Raw genomic sequence first — 22,050 nt, forward strand, 5'->3', positions numbered from 1 at the left:
TCTTATAATTTTTAGAAAATTTGTAAATATAGAAACTTATTCTACACTATTTACTTTAATATTTCCATACTATAATGTTTGAACTTATAGGTTTAAGATATGTAAGGGCTTAATTTATTGATTGAATTCTTGGAACTCACAAAAATAAGTCAAAAAAATATAATTTCCATGACAATTTATTTACGTTTTTAGTATTATTTCAATAGAATTACCCTTAAAAAATAAATACATATTACAATGTGTTTTATAGAAAGCAAAGGAGGAATTAAAGTTGTCAAACTCTAATTCAAATAAGGAAGATAATAAAAACCCCCAAGAGAAAACATATAATGTTTTTCAACAAGCCTTAACACTGGCAGTTATTTTATTAATTTCTAAAATAATCGAATCATTTATCCCGATTCCTATGCCAGCTTCAGTTATTGGTTTAGTATTATTATTCATCGCTCTATGCACTGGCATAGTCAAATTAGGACAAGTTGAATCTGTAGGAACTGCTTTAACTAATAATATTAGTTTCCTTTTCGTTCCAGCTGGTATTTCAGTTATTAACTCATTACCAATCTTAAGTAAGAGTCCTGTTTTAATTATTTTATTAATTATTATTTCAACTATTTTATTACTTATTAGCACTGGTTTTGCTTCACAACTTTTAGTTACGAAATCACTTTTCCCATCTAAAGAAAAAAATGAAGAAACTAGTCAAATCGGAGGTTAAACAATGCTTGATCATTTAGGAATTCACACACCATACTTTGGAATATTACTTTCATTAATTCCTTTCGTAATTGCTACATACCTATATAAAAAAACAAATGGTTTCTTCTTATTGGCACCATTATTTGTCAGTATGGTTGTAGGAATAGTGTTTTTAAAGGTAACTGGCATTAGCTATCAAAATTACAAAATTGGTGGTAATATCATTAACTTCTTTTTAGAACCGGCTACTATTAGTTTTGCGATACCTTTATATAAAAAACGTGATGTATTAAAAAAATACTGGATTCAAATATTTGGTGGAATTGCCATAGGTACTGTCGTAGCACTTATTTTGATATACCTAGTTGCTAGATTATTCCAATTTGGTTCTCAGATTACAGCATCAATGCTACCTCAAGCAGCAACAACAGCAATCGCTTTACCTGTATCTGAAGGTATTGGCGGAGTAAAAGAATTAACTTCCTTGGCGGTTATTTTAAATGCAGTAGTTATTTCTGCACTAGGTGCTAAAATAGTTAAAATGTTTAGAATTTCAAACCCCATTGCGAGAGGATTAGCTTTAGGTACTAGTGGCCACACTCTGGGTGTAGCTGCTGCTAAAGATTTAGGTGAAACAGAAGAATCTATGGGAAGTATCGCCGTTGTTATTGTAGGCGTAATTGTCGTAGCTGTTGTACCTATTCTCGCACCAATCTTATTATAAATTTTTAAACTTTATAATATAAAAATAGAGCTACATTTCCTTATACTTTTAATAGGAAATGTAGCTCTTTATTATTAACAATTACAAATCACTGAATATTATCCTAATTTTTGAACTTGGTCTTCTTGTGACTGAGTTTTTTATTTTTGCGAGTTGGATCTAAACGCTTCTCTAAAAAGCGTAATCCAATGTCAATAATTATAGCGATTAATGCAATAGGAATGGCACCAGCTAAAATGAATGTTGTTCCATCTGTAGAATTTGTACCACGAATGATAATATCCCCAAGTGTTGGCGCACCTATAAATGAACCAATCGCTACAATACCAATTGCTACTACAAGTGCGATTCTTATACCTCCAATAATCACAGATAATGATAAAGGAAGCTCAATCATTCTTAAAATTTGGTTGCCCGTCATGCCCATACCTTTACCCGCATCTTTAATGTTATCATCAACTTCTACGATACCTGTGTACGTATTTTTAATAATTGGTAGTAAAGAATATAAGAACACGGTCACAACAACAGTAGTTGGTCCTAGACCCATAGCTAACATTAGAATCGCTAGCATCGCAATGGCAGGTACTGTTTGGATAATGTTAGCAATCGTAATGATTGGCCATGATAAGCGTTTATATTTCGCTATAAAAATCCCAATGGGTATACCAATGATACAAGCGAATAACACTCCATAAACAGACATAAGTAAGTGTTTAAAGAAAAGTTCTAAAAGGAAGGCCCAGTTGAGTGAATAATACTCTAGGATTGAATGCAATAAATTGCCTTTCATTATTTTTGCCCTCCTTTCTCATCATCAAAATAATGATGTTTCTTCAAGTACTCTTCCGCAATCACGGCAGGTTCTTTGCCTTTACCATCCGCTTCATAATTTAATTTTTGCATTTCTTTAGTATTAATTTTACCTTGTAGTTTTTTCAATGCTTTATCAATTTTAGGATTATCTTTAATTAATTTCTCCGTAGCTAGAGGACTGCCATCATATGGTGGGAAGAATTTACGATCATCTTTTAAGATTTTTAAATCATAGGCTGCAATACGCCCATCTGTAGAATATCCTACTGCTACATCTAATTTTTTATTTTTAAGTGCATCATAAACTAAACCAATTTGCATTGGACGAGCACTATCAAATTTAAAGCCATAATCCTTAACGAATGCAGGATAGCCATCTCCTGCACGATTCATCCATTGCGTATCCATACCTAAACGCAATTTATCTTTATACTTTTTAAGATCTGATACTTTTTCTAAATGATATTTCTTAGCTGTTTCTTTAGTAACCATAAAAGCGTATGTGTTAGCAAACCCTAGAGAATCATAATATTTTTGATCATATTTCTTTTTAAATAAGCGTTGCGTTTCTGACATCGCCTTTTTAGGGTCCTTCGTCGGTTTAGCATCAAGTACACTTGTTAGTTCCGTACCTGTGTATCGAACTGACGACATATTCACATCTCCGCGTTGTAACGCATTATGCTGAATAATACTTGATCCTAAGTTACCAATTAAAGTTGGTTTGATTTTGCCATTTGTTTCATGCTCAATCATTAATTTTTCCATATTACCAATAATTTTTGTTTCACTTGTTTCAGTCGTCGTAATTTTTACATCATCTTTTGCATTGCCATCACCAAGGCCTGGCAAACTACACCCAGATAATACTAAGAGGGACAATGCAATGAGAATGACTGTATATTTCATATGTTTCTTCAAAGACGTTTCCTCCCTTTTTAATTATCTAGATACTTTGAGACCTTTAGGCACTGCCCACTTTTCAACTAATGAAAGTAAGAAGTCAACAATTAACGCTAAAAGTGTTACTAAAATAGCTGCACTTATAATCATAGGTGGTTGATAAAGATTTAAACCGTTAAATACCAAGTCACCTAATCCGCCAGCTCCGACATAACTTGCAAGAGTTGCCCAACTAATAACATACACACTTGAAAGTCGGATACCACTAATGATAAGAGGTAATGCAAGTGGTAATTCAACATCTTTCATTAATTGCATCTTCGTCATCCCCATACTTTGACCTGCTTGAATAACATTTTTATCAATATTTTTTACACCTAATACTGTATTATTCAAAATCGGTAGTAAAACATAGATAAATAAAGCTACAATAGCCGGTGTCTTGCCTACACCAAAGATAGGAATCATAATTGCTAATACTGCAAGTGTTGGTATTGTTTGGAGTACACCTGCAATGGTTAATACAACATTAGCTGTGCGAGTCGTTTTAGAAAGTAAAATACCCAGTGGCACCGCTACAACAATTGCTATTAGTAAAGCAATAATTGAAATATAGAAATGCTCAATTGTTTTCGATATGAGTTGACCGCCGTATTCTTGAAAGAATGCTCTCATTATTGATCAACTCCCGTTTTCTGAGTATCATCAGGCTCATTAGCTCCTTTATGTGAGTCAGACTCTTGAGCTACGTTAGCCTCTTGCTCCTCTTGAACACGGTTGTGGGTAGGATGATTATTTAAATGAGATGAGTCATTCCTTAAGCCCTCATCACTCTCACCCCAAATTGAATCGTAAACAATGTCCACTAAGTTTGCACGAGTAATTAAACCAATTAATTCATTATCATCACCCACTACCGGTACGTTTCTTACATTACGTTTAAGAATCGTACGCACTGAATCTTGTAATTTTGAATCAATATGTACCTTATAAATATCACGTTGCATCGTATCAATTAATTCTTTTTTTGCTCTTAAACCTTGATTGATATCTTCAATATCTAAGAAACCTAATAATTTATTATGATTATTCACGACAAAGATGGTATCCACTCGACGTTCTCTCATAATATTAACTGCATCATTTAATGAATCATCCGCCTGTACTGTTACAGGTTTAATCATCGCACCTTCTACCGTCTTCATATTCGGACGATCTTGTATTAAACGATTTTGACCGATAAAGTCTTTAACGAAGTCATTCGCAGGATTTCTTAATATATTATCTGGTGTATCATACTGCACAACTTGCCCTTTAGACATGATACAAATTTTATCTGCCAGCTTAATCGCCTCATCCATATCATGTGTAACGAAAATAAATGTTTTACCAAGCTTTTGTTGTAACTCTTTAACTAAGTCTTGTAACGTATCTCGAGTTATAGGATCAAGTGCGCCAAATGGTTCATCCATTAAAATGATATCCTGTTCAGCAGCAAGTGCACGCACTACTCCAATACGTTGTTGTTGCCCACCTGACAATTCAGCTGGATAGCGATCTAAGTATTCTTCAGGTAAATCGACTAATTTAATTAATTCTTTTGCCTTACTATCTTTCTTCTCTTTAGACCATTTTAAAAGTTTAGGTACTAAAACAATGTTCTCTCGAATGGTCATATGTGGCATTAAACCGATTTGTTGAATGACGTAACCTATGCTACGGCGTAATTCTACTGGATTCATATTACGTACATCCTTACCATTCATCGTAATCTGACCGTCAGTCGCTTCAATCATACGATTAATCATACGTAATGCGGTCGTTTTACCACTACCACTTGTCCCAATAAAGGCGATAAATTCACCAGATTCAATATCCAAGGAAATATTATCAACTGCTTTTTTATTCCCTGAATAAATTTTGGTTAAGTTTTTAATACTTAACATAGTTTTGTTCCCCTTTCCAATAGTTAAAGTGACGAAGTTTCCTCAAATTTCAAAAAATAAAAGGCCTCAAGAGCAGTTGTTAAACAAATAGGTTCATAAGTTAAACAAGAGCACAGAGGCCTTTGCTTTTAAAATTTTGAATATGTAATATTTCACATAATTATGTTAGCAATCTGAATATCATACTAACACTAATATGTGCACACGTGAACTTCGGCAGTTATATAAGTCTATACCCTATATTAATTTATTAAACATCAGTCAACTTACAAAGTCATATTTTTCTATGTTAACTTTTTTATAAAATAGAGCCTAAATAAATATTTACCATCTAAAAGTTAAATTTCGATGAAAAAATAAATCAAACCGCAAAAATTCGTGAATTTTTTCACATAAATTTGCTTTAACCTATTGAAAACCTACCATAATAGTATTATTCTCAAAGTGTGATAAGAATTATTACACCAAATGAAAGACTAAAGATGTAGTTTCGATGTCAAATAAACAATTGAGGGGTTGTTAAATTATGAAAGCAGCAGTCTGGTATGGACAAAAAGATGTTCGTGTAGAGGACCGCGATCCAAAAGTATTAAAAGATGATGAAGTTCAAGTGAAAGTCTCATGGACAGGTATTTGTGGTACAGATTTACATGAATATTTAGAAGGACCTATTTTCATTTCAACAGACAAACCTGATCCGTTGTTAGGTCAAAAAGCACCTGTAACATTGGGTCATGAGTTTTCTGGCGTAGTTGAAAACGTTGGTAAAGATGTCACACGTTTCAAAAAAGGTGATCGAGTTGTCGTAAACCCAACTGTTTCTAAACGTGAAAAAGAAGAAAATGTTGATTTATATGATGGTTATTCATTTATAGGTTTAGGTTCAGATGGAGGGTTTGCAGAGTTTACTAACGCACCTGAAACAAACGTGTATCATTTACCTGACAATGTATCAGCACGTGAAGGCGCACTTGTTGAACCTACAGCTGTAGCTGTTCAAGCTGTTAAGGAAGGCGAATTATTATTCGGTGACACAGTTGCGGTATTTGGAGCTGGCCCTATTGGTTTACTAACTGTTATAGCAGCTAAAGCAGCTGGTGCAAGTAAAATCTTTGTCTTCGATCTATCTGAAGAACGCTTAGAAAAAGCAAGAAGCGTTGGAGCAACTCATACCTTTAACTCTGGAAATGTAGACCCAGTAAAAGCTGTATATGATAACACTGAAAATGGTGTAGATGTTTCATTCGAAGTAGCTGGTGTTGGTATTACATTACAACAATCTATTGAAGTGACACGTCCACGTGGTACTTCAGTTATCGTAGCTATTTTCGGTCACCCAGTAGAATTTAATCCTCTTCTTCAAATGAATAGAGGGGTTAAATTAACTACTACAATTGCCTATACACCAACAACTTTCCAACAAACAATCGATTTAATCGCTAATGGCAGTTTAAATGTTAAAGATGTAGTTACCGATGAAATTGAATTAGAAAATATAGTCGAAAGTGGTTTCAATCAACTTGTTAATGATAAATCGCAAGCTAAAATTTTAGTCCGTTTAAATGGTGATCAAAAATAATTCAACAATTAGAGTGAAATAAATAAGCGAACAGGGTGGAATCTGTTCGCTTTAAAGCTGTCGGCATGGTCTCTGACGATGTCGACAGTTTTTTATTTATGCTTAGAGAATAAAATCATGCGCCTGCTCTTTCTTTTCATCACTTATCTTGCATGCCTTTTCCATTTAAAATATGCTCATAATACTTTTCAATGCGATTAATTCTAGTTTGACTACGTTTCGCTTGTGAAATGTGATATATGTACTGATGCTGACGACCTGGAGTCAGATTATCAAACGCCTCTTTAAATTGTGGATTTTCTGAGAATTTTTCCTCTAACTCTTCAGGCACTTCATAATCTTTAGTTTTCTTCATTTCAACTTTCTTACCTGCTTTTTCAGTTTGAATGGCTTCATTTATATAGAATAAAATCTCATCTTTTCGTTCTTTAATTTCGTCTAAACTTTCAAAACGCAATTGACGGGCTGCTTGAACTTTCTCAGTTTGTTGCACTAACGTATGATATTTATCCTCTAAGATAGCCCCTTTATGAAATAGTAGTGCTACATAATGTTTAAAACCATGAATAAGCACTACATTCTTATTATTTAATGTGTAACATGGGTGCATCCATTTATATGTTTCTTCAAGTTCAGTTTCTTCAAAAATTAACTTTCTCAAATATTTATAACACGCCTGCCATTGACTATCTTTTTGTAAAAATTGTTCAACCTTTTCATTTTTTTGTTTATTCATCATTAGCTACCCCCTTCAATCCTTTTATTAAATATTATTAGCTATTGTATAATTAATTTTCAGAAAAATCTAATTATGTAACGTTAATTAAAATTTTACAAAAACACAATTTGACTATTAATTAAACTCGCGTATAATTGTACCAGTAATTTGTTGAAAAATCTTTCAGCACATAAGAAGGAGTAAATATGGAAAATAAAAATAAATCAAAAAGTAGTAAGATTAACCTCTCGCAACTCGTCTTACTAGGGCTTGGTTCATTAATCGGTTCTGGTTGGTTATTCGGAGCATGGGAGGCATCTTCTATCGCTGGTCCAGCCGCCATTATTTCATGGATCATCGGTTTCATAGTTATTGGAACGATAGCTTATAACTATATTGAAATTGGGACAATGTTCCCACAATCAGGTGGCATGAGTAATTATGCTCAATACACACATGGTTCACTACTTGGATTCATAGCGGCATGGGCTAACTGGGTTTCACTCGTAACAATTATTCCAATTGAAGCTGTTTCAGCTGTACAATATATGAGTTCGTGGCCTTGGGAATGGGCTAAACCTATGGGAGCTTTAATGAAAGACGGCTCAATCAGTACAATTGGTTTATTCGCCGTTTACGTTATTATCGCAATATTCTCCCTTTTAAACTACTGGTCTGTCAAACTATTAACTTCTTTCACTAGTTTAATTTCAGTATTTAAATTAGGAGTACCTTTATTAACTATTATTATGTTAATGATTTCTGGATTTGATACAAATAACTATGGTCACTCAGCAAGTGCATTTATGCCATATGGTAGTGCACCAATCTTCGCTGCAACGACTACATCAGGTATCATTTTCTCATTTAACGCATTCCAAACTATCATTAATATGGGATCTGAGATTAAAAATCCCGAGAAAAATATCGCTCGAGGTATTGCGATTTCACTTACATTAAGTGCAATCTTATACATTGTACTTCAAAGTACGTTCATTACATCAATGCCAAGTTCAATGATTCATGAACATGGTTGGAATGGAATTAATTTCAATTCACCTTTCGCAGATATGGCAATTTTATTAGGTATCAATTGGTTAGCAATTTTACTTTATGTTGAGGCTGTTGTTTCACCATTTGGTACAGGTGTATCATTCGTAGCTGTTACTGGCCGTGTGTTACGCGCTATGGAAAAGAATGGTCATATTCCTAAATTCTTAGGTAAAATGAATGAACAATATAATATTCCACGTGTAGCAATTGCATTTAACGCAATCATCAGTATGATTATGGTTACACTTTTCCGTGACTGGGGTACATTAGCAGCGGTTATTTCTACAGCAACATTAGTAGCATATTTAACAGGCCCAACAACAGTTATTTCATTACGTAAAATGGCACCAAAAATGACACGTCCATTTAAAGCAAATATCTTAAAATTTATGGCGCCATTATCATTCGTACTTGCGTCACTAGCAATTTATTGGGCTATGTGGCCTACGACTGCAGAAGTTATTTTCATTATCATTTTAGGTTTACCAATTTATTTCTTCTATGAATATAAGATGAATTGGAAAAACACTAAAAAACAAATCGGCGGTAGTTTATGGATTATTATTTACTTAGTCGTACTCGCATTCTTATCATTCATCGGAAGTAAAGAATTCAAGGGTATGAACTGGATTCATTACCCATGGGATTTCTTAGTTATCGCAATTGTAGCTTTAATCTTCTATCAATTAGGTACAACAAGTTACTTCGAAAGTATTTACTTCAAACGTGCCAATAAATTAAACAAGAAGATGGGCGATAAATTAAGAAAACGTCGCAGAAAAGCAAGACGTAAAGACTGGAAAGAAAGAGATCGTCAAGAACAAAATAACTAACGCATAACTTATAGCGCTCGAGATAAATATCTCGAGCGTTTTTTTAATGGTATAGTTTAAATTAAGAGATTGATAAGGAGATGGGAATATGGTTAAAGTAAATATCAATGAAGGAACAGTTCTTGGAACAAGTGACGGTGATATCGATACATTTCTAGGTATACCTTATGCCCAATCATTTAATTCTAAGACACGTTTTCAACATTCACAGTTATACAACATTGTCGATGAGATGATTGATGCCAAGAAAGCTAAACCTATCCCTCCCCAACCCTATAATTCACTTGAAGATTTCTTCTCAAATGGCGTTCAGACGTTTGAAACTTTTAAACAAGATGAGAATTGTCTTTATCTTAATATTTGGCGAGCAAGTAATACCCAAAATTTAAAACCCGTGGTTATTTATTTCTATGGAGGAGGATTTACTCAAGGGCACGGAACAGCAGATTTATACAATCCCTATCATCTCGTAGAACAAGAAGATACTATTGTTATTACCTTCAATTATCGTTTAGGTGCTTTAGGTTATTTAGACTGGTCTTATTTCAATAATCATTATGATTACAATAATGGTATGTCTGATCAAATCAACCTTTTAAAATGGGTACACCATCATATTGCCTACTTTGGTGGTAATCCTCAAAACATAACGTTGATGGGTCAATCTGCGGGAAGTATGAGCATAATGGCACTCATGCAAATACCAGAATTAGACCAGTATTATCACAAAGTGATGTTGCTCAGTGGCACATTACATAGTGATTCTCCTCTAACTGCAAATAAGAAGGCGCAACAATTTGAATCTTTAGTTCACAAGCATTATCCTGATAAATCAATTGAATCATTAACTAGTAATGAAATTTTAGATTTAATGAGATTACATAAAGTAGAACGAGGGCCATCGAGAAGTCTTGATTTGATTTATCAACCTATCCAAAGCCCTGAAATGACACGATCTGTAACTGCATTTTCAAAACCAGTATTCGTTGGTTTCACGAATTCTGAGGGAGATATTTATATAGAGAATGATTCACGGAAACTGTCACCATTGCGCTTTAAAGAAATCATGCGCTTATTCGATATTCCCATTTTAGAAGAAGTTCAAAGTGCACAACAACAAAGAGAAGTAATAACGACATCTTATTTTAAAAATATGGCATTGAACTTTCTACAATCTACACATTCTCAACATAAATGGTTAGCACGTTTCGACTGGTGTAAACCTAAAAGCATTCATTTTAAATCTGCTTACCATATTCTCGATATGATATTTTGGTTTGGCAACTTAAATATTTTATCAGCAAATAACTATCATTATACGCAATCAGATATTCAATTAAGTCATGACATGATGGCAGATTTAGGTCACTTTGTAAGATACAATAGAATGCCTTGGTCTAAATACCATGAAGATACTGAATACTTTCATATATATAAATAAACCTGAAACGCTCATCCACTAACATGAGCGATTCAGGTTTTAATTTTTAGCGTAATGAATGTTCTTTAAAGTTAAAACAACAATAAGTCCGAGTAAGCCAATTATAGCACTTGTATAGGTTATGGCTTGAACATTAATATGAGATATCACTAACCCTCCAACAATGCCACCAAAACCAATACCGGCGTTCAGACATGACATATTCCAACTCATTACTTGGCTTGTATCACCTTCAACGTGTTCAATAATCCCACTTTGAATCGCAGGGTTCGTACTCCACTGCATAATATTCCATACAAACAATCCAATGAGTAGAATAACTGTTCCTGCAAGTAATTGGTTTAACACAAGCATCATGATAATGAAGATTGATACTGATATCATCAACCAACGCTTACTTGTAATTTTATCTGCAAAGACTCCCCCAAGTGATGTTCCGATTACTCCAGCAACACCGTTGATTAACAATGCTAGAGATACAAAAGATAACTCGTGTCCCTTAGATAAAATTAATGGGTTAATATACACAAAAGTGACTGAGTTTGCTACTAAAACTAAGAAAGTAATAATTAAATATTTTACGATTTCCATAGGACGTAAGATACGTGAAGGTATTTCGGAATCATTGTCCGATGAATGATTAGAACGATTGGCATGTGCTAATTCGCTTTCTTTAGGAAGATAGATAATCATCAATATACCTACTAGAACACTAACTGCCATAATAAATAGAAATGTAAAGCGCCAACCAACCCAATCACCTATCATTGTTCCAATAGGGACACCAAATACGTTAGCACCACTAAATCCTGTATACACAACACCTATCATCTTACCTCTATTCTTCGGTTTCGTTAACATTGCAGTTAGGGCTAAGACCTTAACAATGATTAATGATGCTGCAGCTGACGATAGTATACGTCCTATAACTAAAATAGTGAAATTCGGTGCAATTGCGATGATTCCGTTACCAATGATAAAGGTGAATAACGTCCATAATAAAACTGGTCGTACAGCAAATCGATTCGTTAATTTAACTAAAATCGGACCACAAATTGCAAATGTTAATGCGTACATTGTAACCAGCTGACCTATAATCGCTTCGGAAACATTAAGATCATGGCTCATTAAATTCATAATACCAGCTACCATCATCTCTACCATTCCCACGATAAACACACTCAATATAAAAGTGGCAATACGCACGATAGACATAAATAAACTCCTTTCTTTTAAAACTAAATTGTATCGCAAAGGTTTGTAGCAAAAATAAAACAGCTACAAACGCTGAAATGTTCATAACTGTTTCATTATATAATAAGAAATTATGTTTTGTGTAGAATGGATTTAGGTATTATTCATCCCCTACTACATCTGAGTTTCGCGCTACCAACTGATGTCTAGCGTTGAAGAATTGGCCATAACTCATGTAAGTTGCAATTAATGCTGACATAATCGTTGCTGTCGTATGAATAAAGACTACTAATAGTTGGAATTTAATGGCTTGTAATGGAGGTACCCCACCAATAATTAAGCCAGTCATCATCCCAGGAATAGATACAAGTCCATACGTTTTCACAGAGTCAATAGTTGGTACAATGGCCAAACGGATACTCTCTCTAATAGAAGACTTTGATGCCATCTTCGGAGTTGCCGATAGCGTTAATTTAGATTCAATACCTGAAATGTCTTGAACAAATGACCGATCTAAGTTTTGATAAGCTAAGTTAATGGCAATCAAGCCATTATTCGCCAACATCCCGCCAATTGGAATAACTTCATTCGCAGTAAATTTTATCGCTCCGGTAGCTAAAGTGCCTGCTAATGGTAATGCTGTACCGATAAATATAGCTACGAATGAAATCCAGAATACATGATGCATCACTGGTGAAGCACGACTTATAGTATTCCATGATGCATTAATAATAATCACTAGCACACATAGCATGAGTAGCCATTTTTCATTAATTTTAAAAATGTAATGTAGCAAGAATCCTAAAATAAGTAATTGTATTGCTGCTCGTATCGTTGCAACTACTAAATCTTTAATGATATGTAAACCTTCTTTATATGAAATAAAGATTGGAATCAATAATAGTAGTGCTGTTAAACATAATGCTGTATTACTCATCACTATTCAACTCCTCGTCCTTAGTGATTTTACCGTCAGTAATGGTGATTCTTCTTTTAAAATGTCTCATACTCTGATCATCACTATGAGTAATCCAAAGAATGGCTACGCCTTTTTTAGCAAAATCAAAGATAATATTTTCAATATTTTCTTTGTTCTTAGTATCTAGTGCACTTGTCGATTCATCCAATAGTAACACTTCTGGCTCATACATTAATTGACGTGCAATCGTAATTCTTTGACGTTCCCCACCAGACATATGTTCAATTTCAGCATCTAAGTCATAATCTCCCAGTCCGACTTGTTTAATAAGTTGTTTTGCTTTTTCCTTATCAAACTTATCCCCTCTTGCCTCACAAGGGAATTTCATATTATGTTCAATCGTTGAACCTATTAAGCCACTTTGTTGCATAAGATAACTTACACGTGATCTTAATTCTTCTGGCGAATAGTCATTGTAATTTTTGCCATCTAGATATAGCTCACCTTCAGTAGGACTAATTAAATTATTAAGTTGCTTAAATAAGGTGCTCTTTCCACTTCCAGATGGCCCTATAACTGCTATGGTATCCCCTTTTTCAATATTTAAATTGATGTTGTTTAATATTGTACGTTTATCCGCTTCATATGTAAGATTCTCAACTTTTAATAGCAAGACTAACGCTCCTTTCTATGAAACTATTGTTGTTTATATTCCCTATTTTAAGTTTTATATTAACATTAAATAAATATTTATATTTTCTGAATATTATATTTATCATTACACAAAAAATGAGTACACACTCACAAATGTGTACTCATTTACATTATAAACCCATTACCATTATTAGAAATGAAACAGCATTGTTTATAGTATGCATCGTAATGGTAGCTGCTAAATTTCTACCAGTTTTGTGATAAACAAAAACGATCATGGACGCGATGATAATATAGGGTCCTATTTCAAATGGTGATTTAGCACCCACACAATGTAAGCTAGCAAATATAAGTATCGAGACTATATACATGAGCCCGTAAGTTAATTTTTTACCTAATTCATGAATAATCAAATGTCTAAATATTAACTCTTCAACAAAAGGTGTGAGTATAACAATATCTAGAAAAAGAAATGGTACTAACCATCCATGTGTAAACATTTTCGCTATATCTTTATTATTTTCAGTATCATTAAATTGAAACTTTTCCGGTAAAAACTGCATTAAAATCTGATAAAAAGATTCAAATACATAAATCATGATGATAGATCCTATAATTAATATAATATGTTTCTTAAGTGCTTTGAATCGTGATATAGCTATAGGTTTAATGTTGTTTTTATGCATGAGATAAAACACAATTAGTAAAATGAATGCTCCAATTACACTTCCAATGGTTGCAGCATTCATATAATAATCTTCAAATATTTTCTTTGACATGTTACCTACTATTGCATAACCAATGTAGGCACCAATAATTCCACATATAATAGGTATCGCTGTTAAGTTTAATATATAAATTGGAATTAACCAGAAGTCTCTCTTCACTATTTTCTTCGAATCAAATTCGTTCATAACTGGTGTATTTGTTTGTTGATGTATTTCATGTGATTCGTTGCTCATTGAATACTCCTTTATTTAATAACTTTAAAAGATATACACTTTACTCAATATCTCTAAAAATATGAAGCATTGCACACCTACTTGGTAAAGATAGGCTACTGCTAAATTTTGACCTGTTCTAATGTATAAATAAGTTGCACCACTCGCAATAAGTAAATACGGAATTATTTCGAAAATAGAAGCCATGTCATACGTATGTACTATAGATTCGATAACAATTGATATCACAATCATTATTTTCTTGTTCCATTTCTTACCTAACTCATGAATAATGATGTGTCTATAGATAAGTTGTTCAATCATAGGGCGTAAAATTACCATTGATATAAACGTAAAGCATAAGGCGATTGGGTGTAGAAATAATCCTTCCACTCGCCGTTCATATTGTGTTACACCAAATCTTAATGAGGCAGGTAGCCACTGAACAAGCCACTCAATAAGTAACATTAGCACAAATGTAATTATAACTACAATAAGTATTTGACGTACATACTTTTTAGCGTTTTTAAACTGTCTCCTTGCGACACTGGCAATATAAAACTTATGTAAGGTAAAAAACAGCATGAGCACTAAACCTTGTGCCAGAACAAAGCTTATACTTAATGAAAGGTTGTAAAACCAGTCAGGTGGTGCATGCTGTGTAATCATTGCAGTAATACCTAGTGTTCCAAAGACTACGATGATAGGTATTATACTTTGACAAAATATGTATGCTGGTATAAGTAGAATGTCTTTTTTAACAACCTTTTTACTGTTCCATAAAGGAATATGTCGTTTTCTCTCTATTGATTGTGTCTCTCTATTCATAGCTCACCTCTTATTACCTATCACTTAAACATTATCACTAAAGTACGTAAATGTAATAATTTAATTGAAATTTTAAAATTAATTTTATACGCTTTCATTGTAAAACGCATACATTAATGTATCATAATAATGAAGAAACTAGTTTAGGGGGAATGTTTATGTCTATATTGACAACGATGCAATTTATAGTCAATATCATCATAATGATTGTGCTATTAGGTATTGTTATCATGAGTTTAATTTGGCTATTTAAAGATAAAGGTCAAGATCAACATAGTGTACTTAGAAATTTTCCAGTTTTAGGACGTATCCGTTATATCTCTGAAAAAATAGGCCCCGAACTTCGTCAGTACTTCTTCGCTGATGATAATGAAGGTAAACCATTTTCAAGAAATGATTATAAACATATTGTTCTTGCAGGTAAATATAACTCTCGCATGACGAGTTACGGTACTCAAAGAGAATATAAAGATGGGTTTTACATACAAAACACAATGTTTCCATTACAAGCCTCAGAATTACATGTCGATAATTCAGATTTAATCTCAACATTTTTATATCAAATTGAAAACGAACGATTATTTAGTCGTGATGAACATAGAAAAAGATCTCAAATCGATCCTTTCTTCTTATCAGATGAACATGCAGTTGTCCTAGGACCTGAACTTAAACATCCATATAAAGTAAAACGTTTAGTAGGACAATCAGGTATGAGTTATGGTGCACTCGGTAGAAATGCTATAACTGCTTTATCAAAAGGGTTATCTAAAGCAGGCACTTGGATGAATACAGGTGAAGGTGGGCTATCAGATTACCATCTTAAGGGTGATGGTGATATCATTTTCCAAATTGGCCCAGGACTTTTTGGCGTGAGAGATAAAGAAGGACACTTTAATAAAGACATGTTTTTACAATTGGCTGATCGTGAAAATATTCGCGCATTTGAATTAAAGTTAGCTCAAGGCGCTAAAACACGTGGTGGTCATATGGAAGGCAATAAAGTTACAGAAGAAATTGCTAAAATTCGTAATGTTAAACCCCATGAAACAATTAATTCACCAAACCGTTTTGACTTTATTAAAAATCCAGAAGACTTACTCAAATTTGTTGATCAAATTAAGAATCTAGGTCAAAAACCTGTAGGATTTAAAATCGTAGTAAGTAAAGTTGATGAAATCGAAAAACTAGTAAAAACAATGGTTCAACTCGATACTTATCCAAGTTTTATCACTGTCGATGGCGGTGAAGGTGGCACGGGGGCTACTTTCCAAGAACTTGAAGATGGCGTCGGATTACCTTTACTTACCGCACTACCCATCGTCTCAGGTATGTTAGAAAAATATGGTGTCAGAGATACAATTAAAATATTTGCATCTGGTAAACTCATCACTCCCGATAAAATTGCCATTGCGTTAGGTTTAGGTGCTGATTTAGTAAATATTGCTAGAGGTATGATGATTAGTGTTGGTTGCATCATGAGTCAACAATGTCACTTAAATACATGTCCAGTTGGTGTCGCTACAACTGATCCTAAAAAAGAAAAAGCGCTCATCGTTGATGAGAAACAATACCGTGTGACAAATTATGTAACTAGTTTACATGAAGGTCTATTTAATATCGCAGCGGCTGTTGGTGTTAATAGTCCGACTGAAATCACATCAGAACATATTATTTATAGAGAGCTTGATGGAGCTACTCAAAAAATTAAAGATTATAAACTTAAATTAATTTCATAACTAAAAAAAGAGTGCGAGATTCACGTCCCGCACTCTTCATCATCTAAAATAATTGTTCAATCAACTTCAACAATTATTCATCATTCATTTTGCTTTTCTCTTTCAAACCATTACGTTTCAATTGTTTAATTAATTTCTTCATACTTACATAATCTTTTTTCTTAGCTTTAGCAGACTCGAAACCTAAATTCTTTTTCAATTTATCTACGTCTACTTCTTTATAATCGACATCTATATGCTCGACAGCTTTTTGATCTTTGTAATCGACTTTATACGTTACACCTTTAACGCCTTTAAAAGCTTTCTCATCTTTTTTTAACATTTCTTTAGCTTGTGATTGATCAATTCCTAAATCATCATATTTAACCGTTCCAATGGTAGATTGCTTAAGTACTTCGTCATCCTTATATGTTAATGACGTAATGACATTCTTACCATTAACGTCTCCCTCATATGTCTTCGTTTGTTCCTTACTACACGCAGAAAGTGCAGCCACACTTAGAACTAACACTGCTATAAGAGAAATCACTTTTTTCATTGTTGTCGCCTTCTCTCGTCTTTTTTTCAAATAAATTATACCACCATCGATACAAATATGTTACTCATATTACTTTCCACTATTTGATTTTATTTCTTGAAAATGAACTCAAAAGCTACTGCCACATCATAAAGAATGTCACATGCATGTTATACTAAAATTGAAAACTTATTATTGGAGGAGATAGCTATGTCTGACTCAAAGGAACTACTTAAATCATTAACAGACGTTAACGGCATTGCTGGACATGAAAAAAATGTTAAATCACTAATGAAAGATTACTTAACTCCTGTAAGTGACGAGATCGTTGAAGATAATTTGGGAGGCATTTTCGGGAAAAAGCGTGCCCAAAATGGTTCAAAATCATTAATGATTTCAGGTCATCTTGATGAAATCGGATTTATCGTGACTCAAATCGATAAAGACGGCTATATTTATTTCACACCTATCGGGGGCTGGTGGAACCAAGTGATGTTATCTCAGAAAGTAACAATCACTACTGAAAATGGTAAAGAAATTAGAGGTATTATCGGTTCAAAACCTCCTCATGCGCTCTCACAGGAAGAACGTAAGAAACCAGTTGAAATTAAACATATGTATATTGATATAGGTGTAGCAAACAAAGAAGAAGCTGAAGCTGCGGGAGTAGAGCTTGGAAATATGATTACACCATATAGTGAATTTGAAACACTTGCAAATGATAAATATTTAACTGCGAAGGCGTTTGATAATCGGTATGGTTGCGCATTAGCTATTGATGTCCTCAACCGTTTAAAAGATGACAGTATTGATATCAACTTATTCGCTGGTGCCACAGTTCAAGAAGAAGTCGGTTTACGTGGTGCTAAAGTCGCAGCTAATCTTATCAAACCAGATCTTGCAATAGCAGTAGATGTCGGCGTGGCATATGATGTTCCAGGTATGAGTAGTGAGAAGAATCAAGGCAACTTAGGTGATGGCCCTCTTGTTATCATGATGGATGCAACAAGTATTGCACATGATGGTTTCCGTAAACATATTAAAGAGGTTGCAGAAGCTCATCATATTCCTGTTCAATGGGCTACAACTCCTGGAGGCGGTACTGATGCTGGTAGCATTCATGTAGCCAATGAAGGAATTCCGACAATCACTATTGGTGTAGCATTAAGATATATGCATTCTAATGTTTCAGTCATGCACACAGATGATTATGAAAATTCTGTTCAACTGATTACTGAGATCGTACGCTCGTTAAATGACGACAGCTATCAATCATTAATGTGGTAACAAAAAGACAAGGAGGCAAATCATGTTTTCTAAAAATGATGATAAAAAGACAACTATTTTTGGAGCAATGAAATGTTCTAATTGTGGCAAAGAAATCAATAAAGATGAAAATCTTACAATACAAGTTAAAGCGAAAGACTTAAAAGGTTATACCCATCTAGCAAATTGGGCTGATTCGCAATATAAATTATGTGAAAACTGCGCCCAACAATAGAATAAATGCCTAAATCTGAAACGCATATAACCCCCAGTTCCTCATTTATGGAAACTGGGGGTTTGTGATTATATCATATATGATATGGTCATCATTATTTCGTTGAATTCTTCCAACTATCGTCACTTAACATTTCACCAGGCCATGTATATGCCATCACACCACCATCGATACGAATCGTTTCACCTGTAATAAATGAACTATCATCAGAAGCAAGGAATGTCACTAGTTTACCTACTTCATCAGGCGTACCCAAACGACCTAAAGGTGTAACCCATTTTTGATTTTCACGGAATGTTTTACCCGCTTCATCTTCAGAGGTACCTGCTAAATTATCAACTAATGGTGTTTCGATTGTACCAGGTGCTATCGCGTTTGCGCGAATATTTTCACGACCATATTCAATGGCAATAGATTTTGTAAAGTTAATCACGCCACCTTTAGCAGCGTTGTAACCAGAACGATACAAGTCAGCTGCTTGACCTGAGAATGATGCCGTATTAATGATAGAGCCACCATGATCCATCATTAAAGGTAATAAGAACTTAGTTACTAAGAAAGTTCCTCTCATATCTACAGCCATAATTTTATCGAAGACCTCTACTGGATATTCATGAATACGACCCGCACCATGATCTACACCTGCATTATTAAATATCACGTCGATACGACCATATTTATCTTTAGCTTTCTCGGCAAATTGTTCTACTTGATGTTCATCGGAAATATCTACTTTATAGGCTGTAGCTTGACCACCAGCCTCATTAATTTCCTTCACTGTGTCATCTAACTTATCAGAAATGTCTAATGCTAAGACATGTGCACCTTCATTGGCTAAGACCTTTGCAGAACCTTGGCCTATACCTGTACTTGCGCCGGTTACTACTACAATTTTGTTTTCTAAACGTTTCATCGCTCGTCACTCTCCCGATTTTTTAATTCCTTCATAAAACTTTCTTCATTATTTACAATATATATCTTCCACTTTTAAATTCTTCTTAAACGCTGTTATATCAATGATATCGCTTTAGTTTATGATATTTATTTTCCGGAAAATGAACTTTAATATTATAGATAGCGTTTACATATATGTATTTATCATGTAAGCTTAGTTTTAAATTTCAGAAAATTCTTACCTAAAGATGGTATTGGTGGGTATAGATTCAATAATGAATCAAAGGGGGCAAATGACTAATGGGGGCAAATGCAAAGGAGAAAAAGTCTTTCGTAAGTAAATTTTTAAATGGAGTCGAATTTGTGGGGAATAAATTACCAGATCCTGCGGTACTCTTCTTCTTTATGTGTGTAGGACTCGCAATCATTACTTGGTTTGTATCATTATTCAACGTATCCGTAAAACATCCTGGTGATGGGAAAGTCATACATATTAAGAGCATATTAAGCCATGACGGCTTCGCTTATATCATGAATAACGCGATTAAGAACTTTTCAGAATTTCCCGCACTAGGTTTAGTATTAGGCGTGATGATTGGAATTGGCGCTGCTGAAAAGTCTGGCTACTTCGACAAATTAATGATTTCAGTCGTGAACAAAGCACCAAAAAAGTTAATTGTTCCAACGATTATATTAATTGGCATATTAGGAAGTACTGCTGGAGACGCGGCAACAATTATCTTACCACCACTTGCAGCAATGTTATTTATTAAGATTGGCTACCATCCTATCGCTGGTTTAGCCATGGCCTACGCTTCAGCAGTTGGAGGTTTTGCTGCAAATTTAGTAGTAGGTATGCAAGATGCACTCGTCTATTCTTTCACAGACCCAGCAGCACGTATTGTTTCTAAAGACATTAAGACAAACGTGGCTATGAACTGGTACTTTATCGCAGCAAGTGTTGTTGTCTTATTACCAACAATCCATTTGGTTACGACAAAACTCATTATTCCTAGATTAGGACGTTATGATGAAAGTCAGGCCCATGAAGACACAGAAGAAACATCTTCTCATATCACACCACAAGAGAATAAAGCACTCTTTTGGGCAAACATAAGCTTTGTAGTACTCATCGTTTTACTCATTATATGCGCAATACCAGAACATAGTTTCTTAAGAAATGCGAAGACTGGAAGTCTACTCGACGATGCACCGTTAATTAATGGTGTCGGATTAATTATTTTAGTTGTGTTCTTAGTACCAGGCACAATTTATGGAATATTAAGTGGAGAAATTAAAAATACTAAAGACTTAGGCAGTATGATCGCAGAATCATTAGGTTCTATGGGGTCATTTATTGTCATCGTATTCTTCGCATCACAATTACTTGCCTTTTTAGAATGGAGTAACTTAGGTGTCATTGCAGCCGTTAAAGGTGCTAAATTATTACAACATCAAAATGGAATAGTTTTAATTATAGGAATTATTTTACTAAGTGCTTTAGTCAATATGTTGGTCGGTAGCGCTTCTGCCAAATGGGGTATTCTAGCACCTATCTTTGTACCAATGCTCATCTTAGTTGGATTCCATCCAGCATTTACACAAGCAATTTATCGTGTAGGTGATTCAATTACAAACCCTATCACACCGATGATGCCATATCTACCGTTATTACTTTCATATGCACAAAAGTATGATAAAAATATGAAACTCGGTACACTACTATCAAGTTTGATGCCTTACTCTATCGCCCTCACTATTGTATGGATAGCCTTTACATTAATATGGTTCCTACTTGGTATACCAGTAGGCCCCGGAGGACCAATTAAGGTGTAAAAAAGGTGCGGAAGTGAGCGGTTAGGTTGCGAGCAATTACTAGCATCAAGCGAAAACTGTTCTTTAGTTTTTGCGCGATGCGTATAATTGTTGAGCAATCTGCTCACTGAAGCCCGTCTATCAAGGTGCGGAAGTGAGCGCTTAGGTCATGAGCAATAACTAGCAATGAGCTAAAATTGTTCCTCAAATTTTTGCGAGTTGTGTATTATTGTCGATTGACCTGCTCACTGAAACCCGTTTATCAAGGTGCGGAAGTGAGCGCTTAGGTCATGAGCAATAACTAGCAATGAGCTAAAATTGTTCCTCAAATTTTTGCGA

At 34.2% G+C, this 22,050-nt stretch carries 21 protein-coding genes; 9 read left to right on the forward strand and 12 right to left on the reverse strand.

Annotated elements, in window-relative coordinates; all coding sequences use genetic code 11:
• Positions 1 to 271: 271 nt before the first annotated feature.
• A complete protein-coding gene (lrgA, locus tag AC3WQX_RS07665; protein ID WP_002432718.1) occupies positions 272 to 718 on the forward strand; it encodes an antiholin-like murein hydrolase modulator LrgA in 447 nt (148 codons plus the stop codon).
• Between the two features lie 3 nt (positions 719 to 721).
• A complete protein-coding gene (lrgB, locus tag AC3WQX_RS07670) occupies positions 722 to 1,423 on the forward strand; it encodes an antiholin-like protein LrgB (RefSeq protein ID WP_070597676.1) in 702 nt (233 codons plus the stop codon).
• 103 nt (positions 1,424 to 1,526) lie between these two features.
• On the opposite strand, the gene AC3WQX_RS07675 is transcribed toward lrgB, so the two are convergent.
• From AC3WQX_RS07675 to AC3WQX_RS07690, 4 genes are read right to left on the reverse strand one after another with little or no spacing between them, the layout of a single operon-like run.
• The gene (locus AC3WQX_RS07675; protein WP_049428444.1) at positions 1,527 to 2,216 is read right to left on the reverse strand and encodes an ABC transporter permease; all 690 of its coding nucleotides are present in this window, start codon (positions 2,214 to 2,216) and stop codon (positions 1,527 to 1,529) included.
• Entirely contained in the window at positions 2,216 to 3,148 is a 933-nt protein-coding gene (locus tag AC3WQX_RS07680) for an osmoprotectant ABC transporter substrate-binding protein (RefSeq protein ID WP_037550997.1), read from the reverse strand. Before AC3WQX_RS07680 ends, AC3WQX_RS07675 begins: the two co-directional genes overlap by 1 nt.
• Positions 3,149 to 3,181: 33 nt before the next feature.
• The gene (locus AC3WQX_RS07685) at positions 3,182 to 3,817 is read right to left on the reverse strand and encodes an ABC transporter permease (RefSeq protein ID WP_002432732.1); all 636 of its coding nucleotides are present in this window, start codon (positions 3,815 to 3,817) and stop codon (positions 3,182 to 3,184) included.
• On the reverse strand, positions 3,817 to 5,088 hold the full coding sequence (locus tag AC3WQX_RS07690; protein ID WP_002432604.1) for a betaine/proline/choline family ABC transporter ATP-binding protein: 1,272 nt from the start codon (positions 5,086 to 5,088) through the stop codon (positions 3,817 to 3,819). Before AC3WQX_RS07690 ends, AC3WQX_RS07685 begins: the two co-directional genes overlap by 1 nt.
• 526 nt (positions 5,089 to 5,614) lie before the next feature.
• On the opposite strand from AC3WQX_RS07690, the gene AC3WQX_RS07695 reads away from it, so the two are divergent.
• The gene (locus AC3WQX_RS07695) at positions 5,615 to 6,667 is read left to right on the forward strand and encodes a 2,3-butanediol dehydrogenase (protein ID WP_002432347.1); all 1,053 of its coding nucleotides are present in this window, start codon (positions 5,615 to 5,617) and stop codon (positions 6,665 to 6,667) included.
• Positions 6,668 to 6,806: 139 nt separating this feature from the next.
• Here AC3WQX_RS07695 and AC3WQX_RS07700 read toward each other — a convergent pair whose 3' ends face one another.
• Positions 6,807 to 7,406, reverse strand: coding sequence for a YdeI/OmpD-associated family protein (locus AC3WQX_RS07700; protein ID WP_037550357.1), 600 nt, complete (start codon positions 7,404 to 7,406; stop codon positions 6,807 to 6,809).
• Positions 7,407 to 7,591: 185 nt separating this feature from the next.
• Between AC3WQX_RS07700 and AC3WQX_RS07705 the strand changes: the two genes are divergently transcribed.
• Positions 7,592 to 9,271, forward strand: coding sequence for an APC family permease (locus AC3WQX_RS07705; protein WP_002469890.1), 1,680 nt, complete (start codon positions 7,592 to 7,594; stop codon positions 9,269 to 9,271).
• 88 nt (positions 9,272 to 9,359) lie between these two features.
• Entirely contained in the window at positions 9,360 to 10,712 is a 1,353-nt protein-coding gene (locus tag AC3WQX_RS07710) for a carboxylesterase family protein (RefSeq protein WP_070597677.1), read from the forward strand.
• A 39-nt stretch (positions 10,713 to 10,751) separates the two neighbouring features.
• Here AC3WQX_RS07710 and AC3WQX_RS07715 read toward each other — a convergent pair whose 3' ends face one another.
• The 5 genes from AC3WQX_RS07715 to lnsB form a co-directional block, all read right to left on the reverse strand.
• Entirely contained in the window at positions 10,752 to 11,927 is a 1,176-nt protein-coding gene (locus tag AC3WQX_RS07715) for an MFS transporter (RefSeq protein WP_049428449.1), read from the reverse strand.
• A 139-nt stretch (positions 11,928 to 12,066) separates the two neighbouring features.
• On the reverse strand, positions 12,067 to 12,843 hold the full coding sequence (locus AC3WQX_RS07720; protein ID WP_049428451.1) for an ABC transporter permease: 777 nt from the start codon (positions 12,841 to 12,843) through the stop codon (positions 12,067 to 12,069).
• Entirely contained in the window at positions 12,836 to 13,498 is a 663-nt protein-coding gene (locus AC3WQX_RS07725) for an ABC transporter ATP-binding protein (protein WP_049428452.1), read from the reverse strand. The genes AC3WQX_RS07720 and AC3WQX_RS07725 overlap by 8 nt, the downstream gene beginning before the upstream one ends.
• A 151-nt stretch (positions 13,499 to 13,649) precedes the next feature.
• Positions 13,650 to 14,441 (reverse strand): CPBP family intramembrane glutamic endopeptidase, encoded by a 792-nt coding sequence (locus AC3WQX_RS07730; protein ID WP_049428454.1) that lies wholly within the window; start codon positions 14,439 to 14,441, stop codon positions 13,650 to 13,652.
• Between the two features lie 24 nt (positions 14,442 to 14,465).
• On the reverse strand, positions 14,466 to 15,248 hold the full coding sequence (lnsB, locus tag AC3WQX_RS07735; protein WP_049428456.1) for a CPBP family lipoprotein N-acylation protein LnsB: 783 nt from the start codon (positions 15,246 to 15,248) through the stop codon (positions 14,466 to 14,468).
• A 158-nt stretch (positions 15,249 to 15,406) separates the two neighbouring features.
• Between lnsB and AC3WQX_RS07740 the strand changes: the two genes are divergently transcribed.
• Complete coding sequence (locus AC3WQX_RS07740; RefSeq protein ID WP_367140405.1) at positions 15,407 to 16,984, forward strand: FMN-binding glutamate synthase family protein; 1,578 nt, start codon at positions 15,407 to 15,409, stop codon at positions 16,982 to 16,984.
• Positions 16,985 to 17,057: 73 nt separating this feature from the next.
• Here AC3WQX_RS07740 and AC3WQX_RS07745 read toward each other — a convergent pair whose 3' ends face one another.
• Positions 17,058 to 17,522, reverse strand: coding sequence for a YehR family lipoprotein (locus tag AC3WQX_RS07745; RefSeq protein WP_492740078.1), 465 nt, complete (start codon positions 17,520 to 17,522; stop codon positions 17,058 to 17,060).
• Between the two features lie 189 nt (positions 17,523 to 17,711).
• Between AC3WQX_RS07745 and AC3WQX_RS07750 the strand changes: the two genes are divergently transcribed.
• Positions 17,712 to 18,788, forward strand: a complete 1,077-nt coding sequence (locus AC3WQX_RS07750; protein ID WP_023351164.1) for a M42 family metallopeptidase — start codon at positions 17,712 to 17,714, stop codon at positions 18,786 to 18,788.
• Positions 18,789 to 18,810: 22 nt separating this feature from the next.
• Positions 18,811 to 19,002: a hypothetical protein gene (locus tag AC3WQX_RS07755; protein ID WP_037550375.1), complete on the forward strand. Its 192-nt coding sequence runs from the start codon at positions 18,811 to 18,813 to the stop codon at positions 19,000 to 19,002.
• 94 nt (positions 19,003 to 19,096) lie between these two features.
• On the opposite strand, the gene AC3WQX_RS07760 is transcribed toward AC3WQX_RS07755, so the two are convergent.
• A complete protein-coding gene (locus AC3WQX_RS07760; protein ID WP_049428460.1) occupies positions 19,097 to 19,915 on the reverse strand; it encodes an SDR family oxidoreductase in 819 nt (272 codons plus the stop codon).
• Between the two features lie 281 nt (positions 19,916 to 20,196).
• Here AC3WQX_RS07760 and AC3WQX_RS07765 point away from each other — a divergent pair, with 281 nt between their 5' ends.
• Positions 20,197 to 21,732 (forward strand): AbgT family transporter, encoded by a 1,536-nt coding sequence (locus AC3WQX_RS07765; protein WP_049428462.1) that lies wholly within the window; start codon positions 20,197 to 20,199, stop codon positions 21,730 to 21,732.
• Positions 21,733 to 22,050 lie beyond the last annotated feature (318 nt).

Source organism: Staphylococcus sp. FW104-15G4D (assembly GCF_058790135.1).

Excerpts from the sequence above, each read along its gene's own strand:
- lrgB (WP_070597676.1), top strand. The coding sequence starts at position 722 with ATGCTTGATCATTTAGGAATTCACACACCATACTTTGGAATATTACTT.
- AC3WQX_RS07675 (WP_049428444.1), bottom strand. The coding sequence starts at position 2,216 with ATGAAAGGCAATTTATTGCATTCAATCCTAGAGTATTATTCACTCAAC.
- AC3WQX_RS07680 (WP_037550997.1), bottom strand. The coding sequence starts at position 3,148 with ATGAAATATACAGTCATTCTCATTGCATTGTCCCTCTTAGTATTATCT.
- AC3WQX_RS07685 (WP_002432732.1), bottom strand. The coding sequence starts at position 3,817 with ATGAGAGCATTCTTTCAAGAATACGGCGGTCAACTCATATCGAAAACA.
- AC3WQX_RS07690 (WP_002432604.1), bottom strand. The coding sequence starts at position 5,088 with ATGTTAAGTATTAAAAACTTAACCAAAATTTATTCAGGGAATAAAAAA.
- AC3WQX_RS07695 (WP_002432347.1), top strand. The coding sequence starts at position 5,615 with ATGAAAGCAGCAGTCTGGTATGGACAAAAAGATGTTCGTGTAGAGGAC.
- AC3WQX_RS07700 (WP_037550357.1), bottom strand. The coding sequence starts at position 7,406 with ATGATGAATAAACAAAAAAATGAAAAGGTTGAACAATTTTTACAAAAA.
- AC3WQX_RS07705 (WP_002469890.1), top strand. The coding sequence starts at position 7,592 with ATGGAAAATAAAAATAAATCAAAAAGTAGTAAGATTAACCTCTCGCAA.
- AC3WQX_RS07710 (WP_070597677.1), top strand. The coding sequence starts at position 9,360 with ATGGTTAAAGTAAATATCAATGAAGGAACAGTTCTTGGAACAAGTGAC.
- AC3WQX_RS07715 (WP_049428449.1), bottom strand. The coding sequence starts at position 11,927 with ATGTCTATCGTGCGTATTGCCACTTTTATATTGAGTGTGTTTATCGTG.
- AC3WQX_RS07720 (WP_049428451.1), bottom strand. The coding sequence starts at position 12,843 with ATGAGTAATACAGCATTATGTTTAACAGCACTACTATTATTGATTCCA.
- AC3WQX_RS07730 (WP_049428454.1), bottom strand. The coding sequence starts at position 14,441 with ATGAGCAACGAATCACATGAAATACATCAACAAACAAATACACCAGTT.
- lnsB (WP_049428456.1), bottom strand. The coding sequence starts at position 15,248 with ATGAATAGAGAGACACAATCAATAGAGAGAAAACGACATATTCCTTTA.
- AC3WQX_RS07740 (WP_367140405.1), top strand. The coding sequence starts at position 15,407 with ATGTCTATATTGACAACGATGCAATTTATAGTCAATATCATCATAATG.
- AC3WQX_RS07745 (WP_492740078.1), bottom strand. The coding sequence starts at position 17,522 with ATGAAAAAAGTGATTTCTCTTATAGCAGTGTTAGTTCTAAGTGTGGCT.
- AC3WQX_RS07750 (WP_023351164.1), top strand. The coding sequence starts at position 17,712 with ATGTCTGACTCAAAGGAACTACTTAAATCATTAACAGACGTTAACGGC.
- AC3WQX_RS07755 (WP_037550375.1), top strand. The coding sequence starts at position 18,811 with ATGTTTTCTAAAAATGATGATAAAAAGACAACTATTTTTGGAGCAATG.
- AC3WQX_RS07760 (WP_049428460.1), bottom strand. The coding sequence starts at position 19,915 with ATGAAACGTTTAGAAAACAAAATTGTAGTAGTAACCGGCGCAAGTACA.
- AC3WQX_RS07765 (WP_049428462.1), top strand. The coding sequence starts at position 20,197 with ATGGGGGCAAATGCAAAGGAGAAAAAGTCTTTCGTAAGTAAATTTTTA.